This is a genomic window from Erythrobacter sp. JK5 (assembly GCF_018205975.1).
Lineage (GTDB): Bacteria > Pseudomonadota > Alphaproteobacteria > Sphingomonadales > Sphingomonadaceae > Erythrobacter.
In genome coordinates this window covers 1,144,249-1,164,079 of sequence record NZ_CP073577.1, presented here as the reverse complement: position 1 = coordinate 1,164,079, position 19,831 = coordinate 1,144,249, and the positions used below count along the sequence as shown (strand labels likewise).

Genomic DNA, 19,831 nt, shown 5'->3' with positions numbered 1-19,831 from the left:
TTCGGTCTCGGTTGCGGGAGGATCAGCGCTTGGGCTGGTAGGTCTGTTCTTCGCCAGGGAAACTGCGCGCGCGCACTTCCTCGGCATAGGTCGCCACGGTCTTCTCGATGACGCTGGCGATGTCCTCGTAGCGCTTCACGAAGCGCGGCACCCGCTCGAACATGCCGAGCATATCCTCGGTCACCAGCACCTGTCCGTCGCATTGTGCCGAGGCTCCGATGCCGATGGTCGGGCATCCGACCGCTTTGGTGGCTTCGATCGCGATCGGTTCGACCACCCCCTCGATCACGATCGCAAACGCGCCCGCCTGATCGAGCGCAACCGCGTCGCTGACGATCTTGTCCGCTTCCGCATCCGATCGCCCGCGCGCGGCATAGCCACCCAGCACGTTCACCGCCTGCGGGGTGAGTCCGACATGCCCCATCACCGGGATGCCGCGCGAATTGAGGAATTCGACGGTCGGCGCCATCGCTTCGCCGCCTTCGAGCTTGACTGCCGCAGCGCCGGTTTCCTTCAGCAGGTAGGCCGCGCTTTCGAACGCCTGTTCGGGCGAGCTTTCGTAGGAGCCGAACGGCATGTCGACGATCACCACCGAATGGTACGACCCGCGCACCACGGCCGCGCCGTGGTTCGCCATCATCTCCAGCGTAACCGGGATCGTCGAAGGCAGGCCGTAGATCACCTGGCCAAGCGAATCCCCCACCAGCAGCATGTCGCAATGCGCGTCGAGCAGCTGCGCCTGCCGCGCGGTGTAGGCGGTTAGCATGACCAGCGGTTCGGCGGTCACGCCGTCTGACTTGCGCGCGCGGATGCGCGGCACAGTGAGGCGTTTCATCGGGGCCGGTGTGGGGTTGGCCCGGCTGGTACTCGTATCGAGCTGGAATGTGGTGGACATGAGCGCAGCATCTAGCGCCCGCGCGGGGAGAACGCAAAGCTTGCCCCTTGGCGCGCGTGCATTTTCATTGCAGGGTGCAATGATATGGGACGGCGCGTCAGGAAGCGCGCGGGAAGAGGGATTTTTCACATCATGGCAGCAACCGGTTCGGGCCACGAAAACTGGTCGTCGCGCACTGCGTTCATTCTCGCCGCAGTCGGCTCGGCGGTCGGCCTCGGCAATATGTGGCGATTCCCGGCGGAAGCGGGCGAGAATGGCGGCGGCGCGTTCGTGCTGTTCTATATCCTGTGCGTGCTGTTGATCGGTTTGCCGGTGCTGCTGTCCGAAGTGCTGATCGGGCGGCACGGACAGGCCAATGCGCCCGAAAGCGTCCGCCGTGTCGCGCGCGATTCCAATGCGCCGGAAGGCTGGAGCATCCTCGCCTCGATGGGCGTGTTTGCCGCGTTCCTGATCCTCAGCTTCTACTGCGTCGTCGGCGGCTGGGTGGTCTATTACATCGGCGTCTTTTTGGGCGACCTGATCCAGACGGGCCTCACTGGCGGCGCGTTCCAGGGGCGTCCGGCAGAGGATATCGAGGCGCTGATGCCTGGACTGTTCGGCAATGGTTCGTTGATGATCGGGCTCAATCTCGGATTTCTCGCGGTGACGATGTTCTTCGTCGCACGCGGGGTTTCGAGCGGCATCGAATGGGTGGCGGTCTATCTCATGCCGCTGTTCTTCCTGCTGTTTCTCGGCATTACTGTCTACGGCGCGTTTACCGATAACTTCGGGCAGGCGGTTGCGTATCTCTTCACCTTCGATTTTTCGAAGCTGACCGGGGAAGTGATGCTCGCCGCGGTCGGGCAGGCGTTCTTTTCGCTGTCGCTCGGGGTGGCCGGGATGATGACCTATGGCGCCTACGCCAGCCGCGATACCAATCTGGGCGAGACATCGGGGATCATCGCCGGTGCGGATACCGGGGTGGCGCTGCTCGCCGGTCTTGCCATTTTCCCGATCGTTTTCGCGGCCGGGCTGCCGACCAATGCCGGTCCGGGGCTGATGTTCCAGTCGCTTCCGGTCGCGTTCCAGGCGATGCCGTTTGGCTCGCTGATCGGCCTGGCGTTCTTTACCATGGTGTTCTTCGCCGCGCTGACCAGCTCGGTCTCGCTGCTCGAAGCGCCGACGGCCTATGTGTTCGAGAAGTTCAAGATGCCGCGGATGGTCGCAACGTTGATTGTCGGCGCGGGCGCGGCGGTACTCGGCGTGCTGTCTTCGCTGTCGTTCAACGACATGGCGGAGTTCTATCCGCTCGGCTTCGTCCCGCTGTTCGCAGAGACCAATTTCTTCGACACGCTCGACGGAGTGACGGCGAAGCTGTTCATGCCGATCGGCGCGATCCTGACCTGCATTTTCGTCGGCTGGATCGCCGATGCACGTCTGATCGACGACGAGAACGGGCTCGATGGCTGGCTGCATCAGACGTGGCGGGCGTTGGTGCGGTTCGTCTGCCCGATCGCTTTGACGGTTATCCTGCTGTTCGGGCTGTTTGGCTGATCGAGTTTCAGGCGGCTGTGGTGGCCGCTGACGGAATTCCGCGTTGCAATCACTCCGCAGATATGGAACATAATAGGAACAAATGAGACTCGCACGAGTCTCCGTGAGTGTTCCTATGCCAAAATCCGTTTCCTCCTCCGGCGCGAAAGCGCTGCACAACTTTCCCGTCCCCTCGCGCCCAAGGCCTGGTGGCTCTGCGCGCCTTTCCGCGAGCGATATCGCTGCGCTGTCGCAGGCGCGCGAGGCCCGCTGGCGTCCGGGGCTGACCGACCAACCGCTGCACAGCGAGATTTTCGCCTCGACCGGCGATGCCAGCGGGGCGGGGGTGGCGCTCGCCTTGGCGCGTGATGCGTTGCGGGTGGCTGAGGCAGTCGAAGATCCGCTCACCGAGGCCGAGGATCGCCGACAGGTGCTGTGGGTGCAGGAATCCCGCGCGATCGCGCGCAGCGGGCGCCCCTACCACCATGGCCTGCCGCGCGAGCTGCGCCACCGGCTGATCCATGTCGAGGCGAAGACTCCCGAAGACGCGCTGTTCGCGCTTGAAGAGGGGCTGCGCTGCCGCGACCTCGCCTGCGTGATCGGCGAGATCGTTGGCAATCCGCGCGCGCTCGATTTCACCGCTTCGCGCCGCCTGAGCCTTGCGGCGGAAAAGCATGGCGTGCCGCTGTGGCTGGTGCGGCTCGAAGCGGAAGCGGACCTGTCCTCGGCGCGGATGCGCTGGCGGATCGAAGCTGCGCCTTCGACGCGCCCGCGCTGGAACGCCGATGCGCCCGGTGCGCCCGCATGGCAGGCCGAATTGTTCCGCGCGCGCAGCCACGCCCCCGGAAAGTGGATTTTGAGCAATGACGACGGACGCCTCAGCGCCCGAAAGTCGCCACCGCGATCTGCCGCCAACGCCGCCACGCCGGATTCTCGCGATCTGGTGCGCGCGACTGTCGGTCGATCGCTGGCGGCTTGCGCACGGGCTTGATCTGGGTGAGGGCGCGGATGCCGAGCCGACCGCGCTGATCACCGAGACTGCGCACGGGCCGCGGATCGACGCGGTCAACCACGCCGGTCGCGCTGCGGGCGCGCAGCCGGGCACGATGCTGGCCGATGCGCGCACGATCTGCCCGCAGATCAGGGTCGCGCCGTCCGATCCGGCGGGCGATCTCGATTTCCTCGAGAAACTCGCCCTCTGGGTGCAGCGCTGGGGGCCATGGAGCACGCTCGATCCGCCCGATGGCGTGCTGGTCGATATCACCGCTGCGGCACACCTGTTCGGCGGGGAGACGCGCCTGCTGACTGATGTCGAAGCGGCGTTTGCCCGGCGCAAACTGGCGGTGCGCACGGCAATCGCCCCGACCGCCGGAGCGGCCTGGGCGCTGGCGCATTACGGGCCAGTGCGAGCGGTCGTCGGCTCACAGGACAACGCATTGCAAAGGCTTGCCGATCTCCCGGTCGCGGCATTGCGGCTCGATCAGGATGTGCTCACCGTCCTGCGCCGCCTTGGCCTCAAGCGCCTTGGAGACCTCGCAAACATTGCCACCGGGGCGGTCGACCGCGCCGAGGCTGCCGCCCGCGATGCGCTCCAGCGCCGGTTCCGTAACCGCAAGTCGCCCTCGGCCAACCCGCTGATCCGGCTCGACCAGTTGCTGGGCAAGGTGCCCGAACCGCTGCTGCCGGTTGTTCCGCAGCAGATGCCGCTGGTGCAGCGGCGGTTGATGGAGCCGATTCGGCACCGCAGCCTGCTCGACCGCGTGCTCGCCGACCTCGCCGCCGACATGGCGCGCGAGCTCGAAGCGCGCGGCGAGGGGGCACGGCGTCTCGAACTCGGGCTGTGGCGGGTCGATGGCGAGGTGCTGGTGCGGCGAATCGAACTCGCCGCTGCGACCCGCGAACCCGGACATATTACCCGGCTGTTCACCACCAGGCTTGACGATATCGATGCCGGGTTCGGGATCGAGACGGTGCGGCTGCGGACGAGCTGGGCCGAGCCGCTGGCTCCGGCGCAGAGCGATGTCGAGGAGGCGGCGGAACGGCACGGCACTTCGCTGTCCGCCTGCATCGACCGGCTGACGGTGCGATTGGGCCCCGGCGCGGTGCGCCGCCCGGTTCCGTTCGCCAGCCACCTGCCCGAACGCGCGCAGCGCTGGCAGGCCGCGCTCGATCCCGAACCCAGTTCGCAAGGGATGCTCGAATTTCAGCACAGGCCATTGAAATTGCTGGATAGACCCGAGAAAGTGGCGGTGCTCTATGCTTCGCCCGATGGCTTGCCGCAGCGGTTTCGCTGGCGCGGACGGGTGCACGAAGTCGTCCGCGTCGAAGGGCCCGAGAGGATCGCCCCCGAATGGTGGCGCGCGAAATCGACGGTGCGGCTGCGCGATTACTACCGGATCGAGGATGCGGGGGGCAGCCGCTTCTGGATTTACCGCCACGGGATCGTCGGCGACGGGCGCGGCGGCGCACCCGACTGGTATCTTCAGGGGCTATGCGCCTGAACTGCCGTTCCCAACTCCCGTACGGCTTCGGTCAGCATTCGTTTACGCATTTTTGCTACGCCCTTCGTCGCGATGAATATGTATTCGATCCCCCGTTCGGAGCGGCGTCGTCCGCTGAGCCTGATGGTGAAGAGCCGCGTGCAGTCGCGCGTGGTGTTCGTCGACCTGATCGACATTTCCGAAGGCGGTTGCAAGATCAAGGCGCGCGCGGGCTTTGCCAGCGTCGGCGACCGGGTGGTGATGAAGGTTGGCGGGATCAACGCCCCGCTGGGCATCGTCGCCTGGGTCAACGGCCAGTTCGCCGGAGTCTCGTTCGAAGGCGAAATGCATCCGGCGGTGATCGATCACCTGTGCGCGCGCAACGGCAGCAAACTCACGCCGGCGGCACACAGAATCATCGAAGGGCGCCGCAGCGTCTCGTAAAAAGGGCCGGTGCCGAGACCGGCACCGACCCGCATTTCCAGCTTTCGACGATCAGTTCGTGCTGAAGGGCAGCGAACTGTGGTGCAGCACGATCTTGAGATCGCCGTTCTCGTCTTTCTCGTAGGCGAACGAATATTCCACCTTGGTCTCGTTGCCGTCCGTGCCGGTGAAATAGTAATTGCCCATCGCCACGGCCATATCGCCATCCTCGTCGATAACGGTGCCGTGGTTCTCCCAGCGGACGGCGGTGTACGGCGCGATCGCAAAGCCACCGTCTTCGGTGCCTTCGGTGCCGACGAAATAGCTCAGCGCCTCGTCGTAATTCTCGCGGAACTGGTCTTCGGCAGCGAGGGTGGGCTTGAACAGGACGGTCGCATCGTCGCCATAGGCGTAATGCGTCCTGATGTGCTCTTCCGCGCGGGCGCGGAAATCGCCTTTGTCGATGAAGGTCTGGCCGATGGCAACGATGCCTTCGCCCCAGGCTTTCTGGGCTTCTGCGACCTCTTCGGCGGTGATCGGATCGCTGTCGCCGCCTTCGGCTGCGACAGTTTCATCCGCGCCGCAGGCAGCGAGGGCAAGGGCACTCAAACCAAGAACAGAAACACTGGCAAATTTCTTCATGTCATACTCCCTAGCGGGGAGCATCCTGCCCCCCGTTGTGCTCGAGCGGCGTCGAAAACGCCGCCGACGTCCGACATCACGAGCAGGATTGCTCGCCAGAGGGGCCCGGTCCGTGCTGCTACAATGTCTCTTGGCCGGGAGGGTTCCCGCCAACTTGCAACCTTTGCATTTGGCGAAACGAGAATGGGAACATATAAAGAACACACAGGTGTTCCATGGCCCAGAAAATCACTACGCAATCGCTCCGCGAAAGACTCGAAATCCTCGCCGATGCGGCGAAATACGATGCGTCGTGCGCGTCGTCGGGGACGGCGAAGAGGAACTCGCTGGGAGGGAAGGGCATCGGATCGACCGAGGGGATGGGCATTTGCCACGCCTATGCGCCCGATGGCCGCTGCATCTCGCTGCTCAAGATCCTGCTGACCAATCACTGCATTTTCGATTGCCACTACTGCATCAACCGCAAGAGCTCGAATGTGCGCCGCGCGCGCTTCACCCCGCAGGAAGTCGCCGACCTCACGCTCAATTTCTATCGCCGCAACTATATCGAGGGGCTGTTCCTGTCCTCGGGCATCATCAAGAGCTCGAACCACACGATGGAGCAGTTGGTCGAGTGCGCGCGCATCCTGCGCGAGGAGCACGATTTTCGCGGCTACATTCATCTGAAGACCATTCCCGAGGCCGATCCCGAGATCATCCATCAGGCGGGGCTCTATGCCGACCGGGTCTCGATCAATGTCGAACTGCCGACCGATAGCGGCCTGACCCGCCTCGCGCCGGACAAGGACGCGCGCCAGATCGAAGGCGCGCTCGGCAACACCAAGGCGCGGATCATCCAGGCGAAGGACGAGCGTAAGCGGTTCAAACACGCGCCGCGTTTCGCCCCGGCGGGCCAGTCGACCCAGATGATCGTCGGCGCGGACGATGCGAACGACGCCGATATCGTCACCAAGGCGAGCGCGCTCTACGGCAATTTCGGGTTGCGCCGGGTCTATTACAGCGCCTTTTCGCCCATCCCCGACGCCTCTGCCGTGCTGCCGCTGAAGCGCCCGCCGCTGCTGCGCGAGCACAGGCTCTACCAGTCGGACTGGCTGATGCGGTTCTACGGCTTTGCCCCGCAGGAAGTCGCGCAGGCGACCGGGGCGGATGGGAACCTGCCGCTCGATATCGATCCCAAGCTCGCCTGGGCGCTCAAGTTCCGCGAGCAATTCCCGGTCGATGTGAACCGCGCGTCGAAGGAACAATTGCTGCGCGTGCCGGGGCTGGGGACGAATGCGGTGGGCAAGATCCTTTCGGCGCGGCGGCACCGGACGCTGCGGCTCGACGATGTGGCGCGGCTGACCCAGTCGATCGCCAAGGTGCGCCCGTTCCTGATCGCGCTCGACTGGCGCCCGACGACGCTCACCGACCGCGCCGACCTGCGCGCGCTGCTGGCACCGAAGCAGGTACAGCTGGAGCTGTTTTGATGATCGTCTCATTTCGTCGCCCCTGCGAAGGCAGGGGCCTGGATAACGATGTTGGTGTGCGCCACGGACCTTATCTGGACCCCTGCCTTCGCAGGGGTGACGGGTTGGGGGACCCGCCATGACCGCGATGCAGAATGTCTCGCTCGGCGCGCATTACGTCGTCCACCTGGCCGCGCCTGACGATTTCGCGTTCTGGCGCGAGCGGGCGCGGGGGTTGATCCAGTGCGACGTGCCGCCCGATCGGGTGAGCTGGGCCGAGCCGGGCGGGACGGGAGACCTGTTTGCGGTTGAGGGACCATCTCGCGGGGACAAACGCCTGCCGGTGCCGGAGAAGGATGCCCGCCCGGTGCGCGCGTCCAAGCGTTTCATGAAGCTTGCGCGCAACGCCGCGCTGCATTCCGATCCGCAGCGCTTCGGCCTGCTCTACCGGATGCTGTGGCGGCTCCAGCGCAATCTCCGTGCGATGGAGGACAAGGCCGATCCGGACGTCCGCCGGATCGAGGAGCTCGACAAGTCGGTGCGCCGCGACAGCCACAAGATGCACGCCTTCGTCCGCTTCCGCGAAGTCCGCTCCGAGGACGGTAGCGAGCACTATGTCGCGTGGTTCGAGCCCGACCATCACATCGTGCGCGCCAATGCCGGGTTCTTTATGCGCCGCTTCGCCAACATGAACTGGTCGATCCTCACCCCGCGCGGGTGTATTCATTGGGACGGCGAGACGATGCGTGAAAGCGGGCCAGCCCGGCGCGAGGATGCCCCGCAGGGCGATCCGGTCGAGGAGCTGTGGAAGTCGTACTATTCCTCGATCTTCAACCCGGCGCGGCTGAAGGTCGGCGCGATGCTGTCGGAAATGCCCAAGAAATACTGGAAGAACATGCCTGAGGCCGAGCTGATTCCCGATCTGATCGCCGGGGCGCAGGCGCGCGAGGCGCGAATGGTCGCGGCGGGAGAGCGCGAGGAGCGCCAGCGGCCCGAGTCTCTGGCGGCAATCGGCGCAGCGATCGCGACCTGCCGCGACTGCCCGATTGCGGAATGCGGAACGCGGGCGGTGATGGGCGAGGGGCCTGATAGTGCCCAAAGCTTTTCAGGGCTGATGATCGTCGGCGAACAACCGGGCGACCAGGAGGACCTGGTCGGCAGGCCGTTCGTGGGGCCGGCGGGGCAATTGCTCGACGAGTGCCTCATGCAGGCCGGGATCGATCGAAGCGCGGCCTACGTCACCAATGCAGTGAAGCATTTCAAGTTCGTCCAGCGCGGCAAGCGGCGGCTGCACCAGTCTCCGCAAGCCAAGGAGATCGACACCTGCCGCTGGTGGCTCGAAGGTGAGCGCGACATCGTCAAACCGCGCGTGATCCTCGCACTCGGTGCAAGCGCCGCGCGCGGGTTGCTGGGCAAGACGGTGAGCATTTCCAAGGCGCGTGGGACACCGATCGCCTTGGAGGATGGCAGCGAGCTGTGGGTCACCGCTCACCCTTCCTACCTGTTGCGGCTCGATGGCGCGGCGCGCGAGGAGCAGGCGGCGCTGTTCGCGCGCGATCTCGCGGCGGTGAAGGCGCGGGTGGGGGAGTTGGGATGAAAACGGTAAACCCATTCTTCGTCACCCCTGCCTGCGCGGGGATGACGGCGGCCTAGAGGCCTGTCAGTCATGCCCGAAAACGACCTCCAGATTCCCAAGCGGACCATCGAGCTTGATCCCGACCTGATCGAAGCGCCACCGCGCGCACCCTTCGTCGAACTCGGGCTGGTCAGCTGTTTCAGCTTCCTGCGCGGGGCCTCGGACGCGGTCGATCTCGCGATGACCGCGCGGGCGCTCGGCTACGACGCGATCGGGATCGCCGATGCCAATTCGATGGCGGGCGTCGTGCGCATCCATACCGAAGCGACGACGCTCAAGCTGCGCCCGGTGATCGGATGCCGGATCGAGACGGTCGAGGGGCTCGCCTTCCTCGCCTATCCCAAGGACCGCGCCGCCTATGGGCGATTGTGCCGGCTCATCAGCGCGGGGCGGATGCAGACGCTCAATGGGGAGTGGCAGGAAAAGGGCGTGTGCGAAATTTCGCTGGCAATGCTGGCGGAGCATTCCGAGGACGTGCAGCTGATCCTGCTGCCACCGGAGGATATTGGGGCGGAGTTCACGGTTCGGGTACCCAGTAACGTCGTCCCCTTTCGTCGCCCCGGCCCCCGAGCCGGGGCCAGGCTTTCTTCGGGAAAACAAGAAAGAAGCCAAACCCCGGATCAAGTCCGGGGTGACGACAGAATTGAGATCACTGGCCCATTCCCCGACATTCTCCCGCACCTGACCCGCCAACTCCCCACCCTGCGCCACCTCGCGGCCAGTTACCTCTATCGCGGCAACGACATCGCCCGGATCGACCGGCTCGATACGTTGGCGCGCGAGCACGGCCTTGCCCTGCTCGCCACCAACGACGTGCACTACCACGCGCCCGAGCGTCGCCCGTTGCAGGACGTGATGACGGCGATCCGGCACAAGACCACCGTCGCCGAGGCGGGGCACCTGCTTCACGCCAATGCCGAGCGGTATCTCAAATCGCCCGAGCAGATGCAGCGCCTGTTCGCGCGCTGGCCGCATGCCATTGCCGCCGCGCGTGAGGTGGCGGATGCGTGCGACTTCTCGCTCGACGAACTGCGCTACGAATATCCCGAGGAGATCTACCCTGACGGCATGGCCCCGCAGGAATATCTCGAAGTCGAGACCTGGCGCGGGGCGGAGCGGCGCTACCCGAACGGCGTGCCCGACGGCGTGCAGCAGACACTCGAGCGCGAACTGGCGCTTATCGCCAAGCTCGACCTGGCGCGCTATTTCCTCACCATCAAGGATATCGTCGATTTCGCCCGCAGCGTCGATCCGCCGATCCTGTGCCAGGGCAGGGGGAGCGCGGCCAATTCTGCCGTTTGCTACTGCCTCGAAATCACCAGCGTCGATCCGGCCAAGCACCAGCTGCTGTTCGACCGCTTCATCTCGGAAGAGCGCAAGGAACCGCCCGACATCGACGTCGATTTCGAGCATGAGCGGCGCGAGGAGGTGATCCAGTACATCTATCGCAAATACGGTCGGCACCGTGCCGGCCTGACCGCAACGGTGATCCATTATCGCCCGCGCATGGCGATCCGCGAGGTCGGCAAGGCGATGGGGCTTTCGGAGGACGTCACCAGCTCGCTCGCGCGCACGGTGTGGGGCGGATGGGGACGCGAAATCAGCGAGAAGCACGCCGCCGAAACCGGCATGGACGTCGCCGATCCACATCTGAAGCGTGTGCTCAGGCTGACCGAGCAGATAATCGGCATGCCGCGCCATCTCAGCCAGCATGTCGGCGGGTTCATCCTGACCGAGGGTGCGCTGACCGAAACCGTCCCGATCGGGAATGGCGCAATGCCCGATCGCAGCTTCATCGAGTGGGACAAGGACGACATTGAGGCGCTCGGTATCCTGAAGGTCGACGTGCTCGCGCTCGGTATGCTGACCTGCATCAAGAAGTGTCTCGATCTGCTCGAGGCGCATCATGACCGCGCGCTGACGCTGGCGACGGTCCCGCGCGAGGACCCGGAAACCTACGCGATGCTGCGCAAGGGGGATTCGCTCGGCGTGTTCCAGGTCGAAAGCCGGGCGCAGATGAACATGCTTCCCCGGCTGCGCCCGCGCGAATTCTACGACCTCGTGATCCAGGTCGCGATTGTCCGACCCGGGCCGATCCAGGGCGACATGGTGCACCCTTATCTGAAGCGCCGCCGTGGGGCGGAGCCGGTGATCATTCCCAAGCCGTCGCCGCAGCACGGGCCGCCCGATGAGCTTTCGAGCATTCTCGAACGCACGCTCGGCGTCCCGATCTTCCAGGAACAGGCGATGAAGATCGCGCTCGACGCGGCGAAGTTCTCCTCGCTCGAGGCCAACCGGCTGCGCAAGGCGATGGCGACGTTCCGTTCGCGAGGGATGGTCGACGAGCTTCAGGACATGATGGTCGAACGGATGGTGACGCGCGGCTACGAACGCGACTTTGCCCAGCGCTGTTTCAACCAGATTCGGGGTTTCGGTGAATACGGCTTTCCCGAGAGCCACGCGGCGAGCTTCGCGCATCTCGTTTACGTGTCGAGCTGGCTCAAATGCCATTTCCCGGCAGCGTTCGCAGCCGCCTTGCTCAATTCGCAGCCGATGGGCTTCTATGCTCCGGCGCAGATCGTGCGCGATGCGCGCGAGCACGGGGTAAAGGTACTCCCGGCGGATGTGAATTGCTCGCAGTGGGATTGCACGCTTGAGGAAATCGGGTGTGCAGAGGATAGGCAGGAGGGCCGCCTCGACCACCATATCGCCCTTCGCCTCGGCCTGCGGCAGGTGGATGGCCTTCCCGAACATGTCGCCGCGCAGCTGATCGCCGAACGCACCGGGAACGGCCCCTATCGCGACGTCGCCGAACTGCGCGAGCGGGCGGGGCTTTCGCCTGCGCATATCGAGCGGCTTGCGAGCGCGGATTGCTTCTCCTCGATGAACCTTTCGCGAAGGCAGGCGCTGTGGGATGCGCGCAGCCTGATCGCCGGGCCGGACCTGCCGCTGTTCCGCGCGGCGGCGGAGCGCGACGAGGGTGCGGAGCGTGCCATGACACGCCTGCCGCAGATGCCGTTGTCCGAAGAGGTGGTTGCCGATTACCAGACCACGCGATTGAGCCTCAAAGCGCATCCGATGGCGTTCCTGCGGCCCGAGCTCGCCGAGCGCGGTTTCGTGCGTGCCTGCGACCTGCGGGAGCGCAAGTTCCGCTCGATGGTGCAGGTCGCGGGCGTGGTGCTGATCCGCCAGCGTCCCGGCAGCGCCAAGGGTGTGTGCTTCATCACGCTCGAGGACGAGACCGGCGTGATCAACCTCGTCGTCTGGCCCGATCTCAAGGAGAAGCAGCGCCGCGTCGTGATGGGCGCGCGGCTGATGGAAGTGCGCGGCCGGGTCGAGTACGACGACGAAGTGATCCACGTCATCGCCCAGCACATGACCGATGCGACCGATCAGCTGTATCGTCTTTCGGACGACATGCTCAACGCTCCGGTCGCGCGGGCAGATCACGTCAATTCCCCGCTCACCAGTCACAAGCTGCCGCCGGGCAAGGAACCCGTGAAACCACGCGACCTGATCGATCAGCTGCCAAACGTCACCGGGCATCCCCGCAATCACCGGATCATTCCCAAGTCTCGTGACTTCCATTGATATGGCTCGCAAGAACGGCAATCTCGCAATCAGCCGCCGGATCGGCACATTTGCCGGCGATCGACGCGCAATCCTCATCCTGATCCTGTTCGCACTGGCGATCGGCGGATGGAGCTGGCTGCGAGCGCATCCCGAGCACGATCCGTGGGCGCCGCTCGATCTGCGCCATCCGGTGGGCTGGGCCACGACGCAAAAACTCGTGGCGCTGCGCGACGATGCGCCGCAATGCCGCGCGGTACTTGAACGCAGCGACGTTGCCTTTGGGGTGCTGCCTGCCGCAGGCGAGGGGCCATGCGAACGCACCGACCGGACCCGGCTGACGAACTATCCCCTGTCGCCCGATACCCCGGCGACCACCTGTCCGGTTGCAGCGGCGCTCGAAATGTGGCGGGTCAAGGTCGTCGAGCCTGCGGCGCGGGACATATTCGGCAGCGAGCTGGCGCGGATCGAGCATCTTGGTGTCTACAATTGCCGCCGGATGCGCGGCAACAATGCGGGCGCATGGAGCCAGCACGCGACCGGCAATGCGATCGATATCGCCGCCTTTAGCCTTGCCGACGGACGCAGAATCAGCGTGATCGAGGGCTGGGACGGCAGCGTAAGCGAGGCACGTTTTCTGCGCACCGTTCGCGACGGCGCGTGCGGCGTGTTCGCGACGACGCTTTCGCCCGATTACAACGCCGCGCACACCGATCATTTCCATTTCGACCAGGACGCCCGCTGGGTCAGCGTCTGCCGCTAGAGGGCTATTAGGGGCTAGGCCGGTTCGAGCGCGTATCCGGCCGAACGCACGGTGCGGATCGGATCCCTTGCACCATCGATGTCGATCGCCATCCGCAACCGGCGAATGTGCACGTCGACCGTCCGCAGCTCGATATCCGAACCGGTGCCCCATACGCCGTCGAGCAACTGACCGCGGCTGAACACGCGGCCGGGGCTTTCCATGAGAAACTTGAGCAACCGGTATTCGGTCGGGCCCAGCTGCAATGCCTGTCCGCGCCGTTCGACCTTGTGAGCGACCGGATCGAGCGTGATATCGCCGACCTTGATCGTCTCGCCGGCGAGGGCAGGGCGAATACGGCGCATCACCGCGGCCACGCGGGCGAGCAGTTCGCGCGGCGAAAACGGCTTGGTCAGATAATCGTCAGCCCCGGTTTCGAGCCCGCGTACGCGATCGTCTTCGGCCTCGCGCGCGGTGAGCATGATGATCGGCACGTGCGCGGTCTGCTTGTCGCGGCGCAGGCGACGGCAGACTTCGATCCCGCTGGTCCCTTCGATCATCCAGTCGAGGATGATGAGGTCGGGCAATTCCTCCCTCGCGAGCACCAGCGCTTCATCGCCATCGGAAGTGCTGCGGACACGGTAGCCTTCGTTCTGAAAGCGATATTCGAGCAGTTCGGCCAGCGACGGGTCGTCTTCGACAAGCAGCAATTTGGCGCCGGACATGGCTGGCTGTCTCCCTCATCACTGCAAGCGGCAGCTGTGCCGCTATGCGTCGTTACGGCTACCGTTTCGTGACACGAAACCGACCGGGTTATCCCCACGCCATCCACATGCCGTCCACAGACTTGCACCGTGCCTCAGCGGTCCTCTTCGGGCGGGTAGGTGCCGGTTGCCGCGAAGTGCACCATTTCGGCGACGTTGGTGGCATGATCGCCGATGCGTTCGAGATTGCGAGCCACGAACAGCAGCTGCGCAGCGCTCGAGATGGTGGCAGGATTCTCGACCATGTAACTAACCAGATTGCGGAAAATGCTGTTATAGAAGGCGTCGACCTTGTCGTCCGTGGCGATCACTTCCCGCGCCAGTTCGGGATCGCGTGCGGCGTAGGCGGTCAGCACGTCGTGCACCATCTCGCTCGCGATCTCGCCCATTGCGGGGAGCAGGGTGAGCGGCTCGAACCGGTCGCGCCCCTCGATCGACCCCACGCGCTTGGCGATATTCTTGGAATAATCGCCGATCCTCTCCACCACGCCGGCGATCTTGAGCGCCGCGATTACTTCGCGCAGGTCGTCCGCCATCGGCGCGCGCAGCGCAATGATCCGGACCGCCAGCTTGTCGACCTCGGATTCGATCGCGTCGATCTTCTTGTCGCGGTCGACTACCTTGTCGGCGAGATCCACATCGCCGCGTACCAGCGCGTCGAGCGCTTCGTGGATGGCAACCTCGGCGAGACCACCCATCTCCGCGATCAGGCCGCGCAGCCGGGTGATGTCCTCGTCGAAAGCCTTGACGGTGTGCTCTGTCATTATCCGTAACGTCCCGTGATGTAATCTTTTGTGCGCTCTTCGATCGGATTGGTAAAGATATCCGACGTGCGCCCGTATTCCACCATCTTCCCGAGGTGGAAGAAGGCGGTGCGCTGGCTGACGCGGGCGGCCTGCTGCATCGAATGGGTCACGATCACGATCGCGTATCGCCCCGAAAGCTCGTCGATCAGCTCCTCGATCTTGGCGGTGGCAATCGGATCGAGCGCGGAGGCCGGTTCGTCCATCAGGATCACTTCGGGATCGACCGCGATCGCCCTAGCGATGCACAGCCGCTGCTGCTGGCCGCCCGATAGCGCGGTGCCGGAATCTTCGAGCCGGTCCTTGACCTCGTCCCACAGTCCGGCGCGGGTGAGCGAACGTTCGACGATCGCATCGAGATCGGGCTTCTTTTCGGCCAGACCGTGAATTTTCGGGCCGTAGGCGACGTTTTCATAGATTGTTTTCGGGAACGGATTGGGTTTCTGAAACACCATGCCGACCCGGGCCCTGAGCTGGACGACATCCATCGATGCCCCGTAGATGTTCTCGCCCTCGAGCTCGATTTCCCCGGTGACCCGCGCAGAGGCGATCGTATCGTTCATGCGGTTGAAACAGCGCAGGAAGGTCGATTTTCCGCAGCCCGACGGGCCGATGAAGGCGGTCACGTAATCGGGCGAGATGTCGATCGAGACATCGTCGATCGCCTTCTTGTCGCCATAGGAGACCGACACGTTGCGCGCCCGCATCTTGGCGTCGGTCTGGTCGATATTTTCGTGAATCACAGTCACCAGGTCTTCTCGAACTTGTTGCGGAGATAGATTGCGAGGCCGTTCATCAGCAGGAGGAACAGCAGCAGCACGATGATCGCGGCGCTGGTCCGCTCGACGAAGCCGCGGTCGATTTCGTCCGACCACAAGAAAATCTGCACCGGCAGCACCGTCGCGGGCGAGGTAAAGCCTTCGGGCGGGGTCGCGACGAACGCACGCATGCCGATCATCAGCAGCGGCGCGGTTTCGCCGAGCGCGCGCGCCATGCCGATGATGGTTCCGGTCAGCATCCCGGGCATCGCCAGCGGCAGCACATGGTGGAACACCACCTGCACCGGCGATGCGCCAACGGCGAGCGCGCCGTCGCGGATCGAAGGCGGGACCGCCTTGATCGCGTTGCGCCCGGAAATGACGATCACCGGCATGGTCATCAGCGCGAGCGTCATGCCCCCGATCAGCGGTGCGGAGCGGAAATTGGGGAAGATCGCTAGAAACACCGCCAGGCCGAGCAGGCCGAAGATTATCGAGGGGACCGCCGCAAGGTTGTTGATCGAAACCTCGATCAGATCGGTCCAGCGGTTCTTGGGCGCGTATTCTTCGAGATAGAGCGCGGCGAGCACGCCGATCGGGAAGGCCAGCAGCAGCGTAACGATCATGGTCAGGATCGACCCCTTGAGCGCCCCCCAGATGCCGACCTGCTGCGGGCTGGTAGCATCCGAGCGTGCCAGGAAGCCAAGGTCCCAGTTTTCCGAGAGTTTGCCATCCGCCGCCAGCCGATCCGCTAGCGCCTGCATTTCTGCAGATCCCTCGTCCGCAAGGCCTGCGGCGAGATCCGAGGACGCCGGTAGCGAGAAGGTGCTGGTCTTCTGGATCAGCGAGGGGTCGGACGTCAGCGCCTCGGCCACATCGCGCCACGCGTCGTTGCTGAGCTCCGCCGCACCTTCGGCGCCGAGCGCGCGTTCGGCATAGAATTCCACAACTTGCGGGAGGCCCTGTATCTCGAGCGATTGCACCGCGCTCGACCCGCGCAGCGAGGCCGCGTCGGCGGTGATCCCGCTTTCGGCGAAGTCGATCGGTACCGCCAGTTCGGCCCGCTGGAACCCGCCGACCCCGTTGATCAGCATGTTGCCGAGCAGGAACACCAGCACCGCGACCGAAAACACGATCGCGGCCTGGCCGAGCCGTTTAAAATTGCGCTCTGCGCGGTAACGACGCCTGAGCCGCGCCTTGAATTCAGGCGTGCGGGTGGGGCCGGCCGCGTCGATTTCTACCATCTCAGTCATAAGCCTCACGGAATCGCTTGACCACGCGCAACGCGATGAAGTTGAGCGCCAGTGTGACGAGGAACAGTACGAACCCGAGCGCGAACGCGCTGAGCGTGGCCGGGTGATCGAAACTGCCTTCGCCGGTCAGCATCTTGACGATCTGCACCGTCACGGTGGTCATCCGTTCGAGCGGGTTGGCGCTCAGGTTCGCTGCGGTCGATGCAGCCATGACCACGATCATCGTTTCCCCGATGGCGCGGCTGATCGCCAGCATGATGCCCGCCACGATTCCCGGCAGCGCCGCCGGAAACAGCACGCGGCGGATGGTTTCCGACTTGGTCGCACCCATGGCGTAACTGCCGTCGCGCATTGCGCTTGGCACTGCGGCGATCGAATCGTCGGCCATGGAGGACACGAACGGAATGATCATCACCCCATCACGACCCCGGCCGCCAGCGCGCTTTCGGTCGAGGCGTTGCTGATCCCGACCGCCACGGCGGCATCGCGGATCGCCGGAGCGACCGTGAGCGCCGCGAAATAGCCGTAGACTACCGTCGGAACCCCGGCGAGGATTTCCAACGCCGGTTTGACCCACGCCCGCAGCCTGGGATCGGCGTATTGGGTGAGGTAGATCGCGCTCATCAACCCCAGCGGGATTGCAACGATCATCGCGATGATCGCGCCAATGAATATCGTCCCCCAGAACAGCGGGACCGCGCCATAGCGCGAGCCATCGGGACTGTCGGCGCTGCTCATCGGATCCGGCCCCCAGAAGGTGCCGAACAGGAAGTCCATCGGCGATACCATCCCGAAGAACCGCACCGTTTCGAACACCAGGCTCGCGAAAATTCCGAACGTGGTCAGGATCGCTACCAGCGAGGCGAGCAAAAGCACGATCATGACGCTGCGCTCGACCCGCGTGCGGGCGCGGAAATCGGGGCGCACCTTCAGGAATGCGAAGGTCCCGCAGCCGAAGGCGATCAGGAACGTGGTGGCGATGCCGATCAGGTTGTAGCGCGCGATCGCTTCGCGGTAGGGCTCAATGAGCGCGCGTGCCCCCTCGTTGAAGACGTTGCTGGCGTTTCCGCGCGCTACGGCTTGTGCCTCGGACAGCCAGGCCTCGCGCTCGAAACCGAAGCTGGGAAGGTTCTGTGCGCCCGGTGAGGCAAGCACCGACTGGGTCACCAATTGCGGGGCAATGATCGACCAAAGGACGACGAAAGCCAGCACCGGGACGAGAACCCAGATCGCCACGTACCAGGCATGGTAGGTCGGGCGCGCGACAAGGCGCGTTTCGGGCGCGCTTTTCTGAAAGCTCCATGCCCGCGCGCGCCCTGCCAGCCAGCCGGCAAGACCAAGTCCGATAGCAATCAGGATGAACGTGATCGGCGACATGGAACTGCTTCAAGACCCCTGCAACGACCTCAACCGGGTCGGACCACGGCGACCGGACATCGCCGCGAGATTCGTAGCTTGCCTTAGGCAAACGTCCTTGGCTGTGGAAGCATGCCGGGCTGTGGAATGCACATTTGCCCCCTGCTGAGACCAATCCGGCCAACCAGGCAGGCGCATCCAGTCCAGCGCATGTCGGAGAAATAAGACAATCTCAAGACAAGCGCTGCGGTTCGGGTTCGCGGCCCGGAACGGTTGCGGGATTCCCGGTGACATCGTCCGGCTCCACGAGCGGGATACGCACCACGGCTTCGGTTCCCTTGCCCAGTTCACTAGCGATGTCGAGCCGGCCCCGGTGCCGCTCTACGATGTGCTTGACTATCGCCAGGCCCAGCCCTGTCCCGCCCGAAGCGCGGCTGCGGCCCGGATCGGTGCGGAAGAACCTGCGGGTAAGGTGGGGAATGTGTTCTGCGGCAATGCCTTCACCCTCATCGCGGACCGATAGCCGTGCCTGTCCGTCGCGCGAATGATCCAGCACGATCTTCACCACCGCATCGGCTGCGCCGTATTTGAGCGCATTGTCGACCAGATTTCGGACCATCTGTTCAAGCTGCTGTGGATCGCCTTTGATTTGCGCCGCGCGGGCTTCTTCGAATTCGATCCGTTCCACCCGTTCGGGGCCAGCCGCATCGCGGGCCGCGCGTCCGACCAGCGAGCCGAGGTCGAGCACTTCCGTTGGCAGATCGTGCTTTTCGGCTTCGACGCGCGAAAGGCTCATGAGGTCGCTGATAAGGCTCTGCAGTCGCCGGCCTTCGCGCATGATCGTGCCGAGGAATTTCTGCGCGGTGGGCGAATCGAGGGTCTCACCGCTTTCGCTGAGCGTTTCGACATAGCCCAGGATCGCGGCCAGCGGCGTGCGCAATTCATGGCTGGCATTGGCGACGAAGTCGGTGTGCGCCCGGCTGATGGCGGCCTCGCTGGTCTGGTTGACCAGTTCGATAACCGCGCGATGCCGATCGATGGGTTGACGATTGATCCGCCAGATATCCTGCCGTCGCACCAGCCCGCGGACAATCGCCTGCCCGCTGCCCTGCTGGCCGAACAGCTCGATCGCTTCGGGTTGCCGAAACGCGACCCGCGAATCCTGGCCAATGATATGGCCGCCCAGCAGGCTCCTGGCTGCGTTGTTCGCGATGGCGATCGTGTTGCGTTCGGTGACGAGCAACGGGGTGGCCGAGTTTTCGATCAGCTTGCGCATCGCATCGCTGCCGATCGGTTGCTCGGCGACGGGGTTTGCCGGTTCCTGTGAACGAACCGCAACAAGCATCAGCGAACCCGCCCAGACGATCAGCACCGACAGGGCAATGACCGGATCGATCCCGAGCGCGAGCAGAGCAATGAAAGTCACTGCGGCCAGCGCGATGCCGGCGATGGGGATCGACTGCCTCATGCGGCCAGCCCTTACCGACAAGCTTGGCCGATGGAAAGGCCGCGGCGCAGCCTTCTTGCCGTGCAAGAGACCGGTGCCAATCGA

The 19,831-nt window shown here is 64.6% G+C and carries 15 protein-coding genes and 1 pseudogene; 8 read left to right on the top strand and 8 right to left on the bottom strand.

Going from position 1 to position 19,831, the window contains the following annotated elements; translation table 11 throughout:
* Window positions 1-22: 22 nt before the first annotated feature.
* The gene (panB, locus tag KDC96_RS05680) at window positions 23-895 is read right to left on the bottom strand and encodes a 3-methyl-2-oxobutanoate hydroxymethyltransferase (protein WP_212451427.1); all 873 of its coding nucleotides are present in this window, start codon (window positions 893-895) and stop codon (window positions 23-25) included.
* A 132-nt stretch (window positions 896-1,027) separates the two neighbouring features.
* On the opposite strand from panB, the gene KDC96_RS05675 reads away from it, so the two are divergent.
* The 4 genes from KDC96_RS05675 to KDC96_RS05660 all read left to right on the top strand — a co-directional run bounded on the left by KDC96_RS05675 (window position 1,028) and on the right by KDC96_RS05660 (window position 5,331).
* A complete protein-coding gene (locus KDC96_RS05675) occupies window positions 1,028-2,428 on the top strand; it encodes a sodium-dependent transporter (protein ID WP_212451425.1) in 1,401 nt (466 codons plus the stop codon).
* A 115-nt stretch (window positions 2,429-2,543) separates the two neighbouring features.
* The gene (locus KDC96_RS05670; protein ID WP_249171936.1) at window positions 2,544-3,398 is read left to right on the top strand and encodes an ImuA family protein; all 855 of its coding nucleotides are present in this window, start codon (window positions 2,544-2,546) and stop codon (window positions 3,396-3,398) included.
* Window positions 3,313-4,908 carry a DNA polymerase Y family protein gene (locus KDC96_RS05665; RefSeq protein ID WP_371815548.1) on the top strand — a complete coding sequence of 532 codons (1,596 nt, stop codon included), beginning with the start codon at window positions 3,313-3,315 and terminating at the stop codon, window positions 4,906-4,908. The genes KDC96_RS05670 and KDC96_RS05665 overlap by 86 nt, the downstream gene beginning before the upstream one ends.
* A 72-nt stretch (window positions 4,909-4,980) precedes the next feature.
* The gene (locus KDC96_RS05660) at window positions 4,981-5,331 is read left to right on the top strand and encodes a PilZ domain-containing protein (protein WP_249171935.1); all 351 of its coding nucleotides are present in this window, start codon (window positions 4,981-4,983) and stop codon (window positions 5,329-5,331) included.
* A gap of 51 nt (window positions 5,332-5,382) precedes the next feature.
* Here the strand turns inward: KDC96_RS05660 and KDC96_RS05655 are convergent, their stop codons facing one another.
* A complete protein-coding gene (locus KDC96_RS05655) occupies window positions 5,383-5,952 on the bottom strand; it encodes a phosphoribosyl-AMP cyclohydrolase (protein WP_212451421.1) in 570 nt (189 codons plus the stop codon).
* A gap of 215 nt (window positions 5,953-6,167) precedes the next feature.
* Between KDC96_RS05655 and KDC96_RS05650 the strand changes: the two genes are divergently transcribed.
* The 4 genes from KDC96_RS05650 to KDC96_RS05635 all read left to right on the top strand — a co-directional run bounded on the left by KDC96_RS05650 (window position 6,168) and on the right by KDC96_RS05635 (window position 13,366).
* Window positions 6,168-7,418: a putative DNA modification/repair radical SAM protein gene (locus tag KDC96_RS05650; RefSeq protein WP_371815534.1), complete on the top strand. Its 1,251-nt coding sequence runs from the start codon at window positions 6,168-6,170 to the stop codon at window positions 7,416-7,418.
* 118 nt (window positions 7,419-7,536) lie between these two features.
* Entirely contained in the window at window positions 7,537-8,994 is a 1,458-nt protein-coding gene (locus KDC96_RS05645) for a UdgX family uracil-DNA binding protein (protein ID WP_212451419.1), read from the top strand.
* A 69-nt stretch (window positions 8,995-9,063) separates the two neighbouring features.
* Entirely contained in the window at window positions 9,064-12,624 is a 3,561-nt protein-coding gene (locus tag KDC96_RS05640; protein ID WP_212451417.1) for an error-prone DNA polymerase, read from the top strand.
* Window position 12,625: 1 nt separating this feature from the next.
* Window positions 12,626-13,366, top strand: coding sequence for an extensin family protein (locus KDC96_RS05635; RefSeq protein ID WP_212451415.1), 741 nt, complete (start codon window positions 12,626-12,628; stop codon window positions 13,364-13,366).
* A gap of 14 nt (window positions 13,367-13,380) precedes the next feature.
* On the opposite strand, the gene phoB is transcribed toward KDC96_RS05635, so the two are convergent.
* The 6 genes and pseudogenes from phoB to KDC96_RS05605 all read right to left on the bottom strand — a co-directional run bounded on the left by phoB (window position 13,381) and on the right by KDC96_RS05605 (window position 19,747).
* Window positions 13,381-14,070 carry a phosphate regulon transcriptional regulator PhoB gene (gene phoB, locus KDC96_RS05630; protein ID WP_212451413.1) on the bottom strand — a complete coding sequence of 230 codons (690 nt, stop codon included), beginning with the start codon at window positions 14,068-14,070 and terminating at the stop codon, window positions 13,381-13,383.
* A 134-nt stretch (window positions 14,071-14,204) separates the two neighbouring features.
* A complete protein-coding gene (gene phoU, locus KDC96_RS05625) occupies window positions 14,205-14,873 on the bottom strand; it encodes a phosphate signaling complex protein PhoU (RefSeq protein ID WP_212451411.1) in 669 nt (222 codons plus the stop codon).
* Window positions 14,873-15,619: a phosphate ABC transporter ATP-binding protein PstB gene (gene pstB / locus KDC96_RS05620; RefSeq protein WP_249171997.1), complete on the bottom strand. Its 747-nt coding sequence runs from the start codon at window positions 15,617-15,619 to the stop codon at window positions 14,873-14,875. The genes phoU and pstB overlap by 1 nt, the downstream gene beginning before the upstream one ends.
* Window positions 15,620-15,657: 38 nt before the next feature.
* Complete coding sequence (gene pstA / locus KDC96_RS05615) at window positions 15,658-16,923, bottom strand: phosphate ABC transporter permease PstA (RefSeq protein WP_212451407.1); 1,266 nt, start codon at window positions 16,921-16,923, stop codon at window positions 15,658-15,660.
* Window positions 16,916-18,300: pseudogene (gene pstC / locus KDC96_RS05610) on the bottom strand (phosphate ABC transporter permease subunit PstC). Before pstC ends, pstA begins: the two are co-directional and overlap by 8 nt.
* A gap of 211 nt (window positions 18,301-18,511) precedes the next feature.
* Window positions 18,512-19,747 carry an ATP-binding protein gene (locus tag KDC96_RS05605; RefSeq protein WP_212451405.1) on the bottom strand — a complete coding sequence of 412 codons (1,236 nt, stop codon included), beginning with the start codon at window positions 19,745-19,747 and terminating at the stop codon, window positions 18,512-18,514.
* Between the last annotated feature and the right edge of the window lie 84 nt (window positions 19,748-19,831).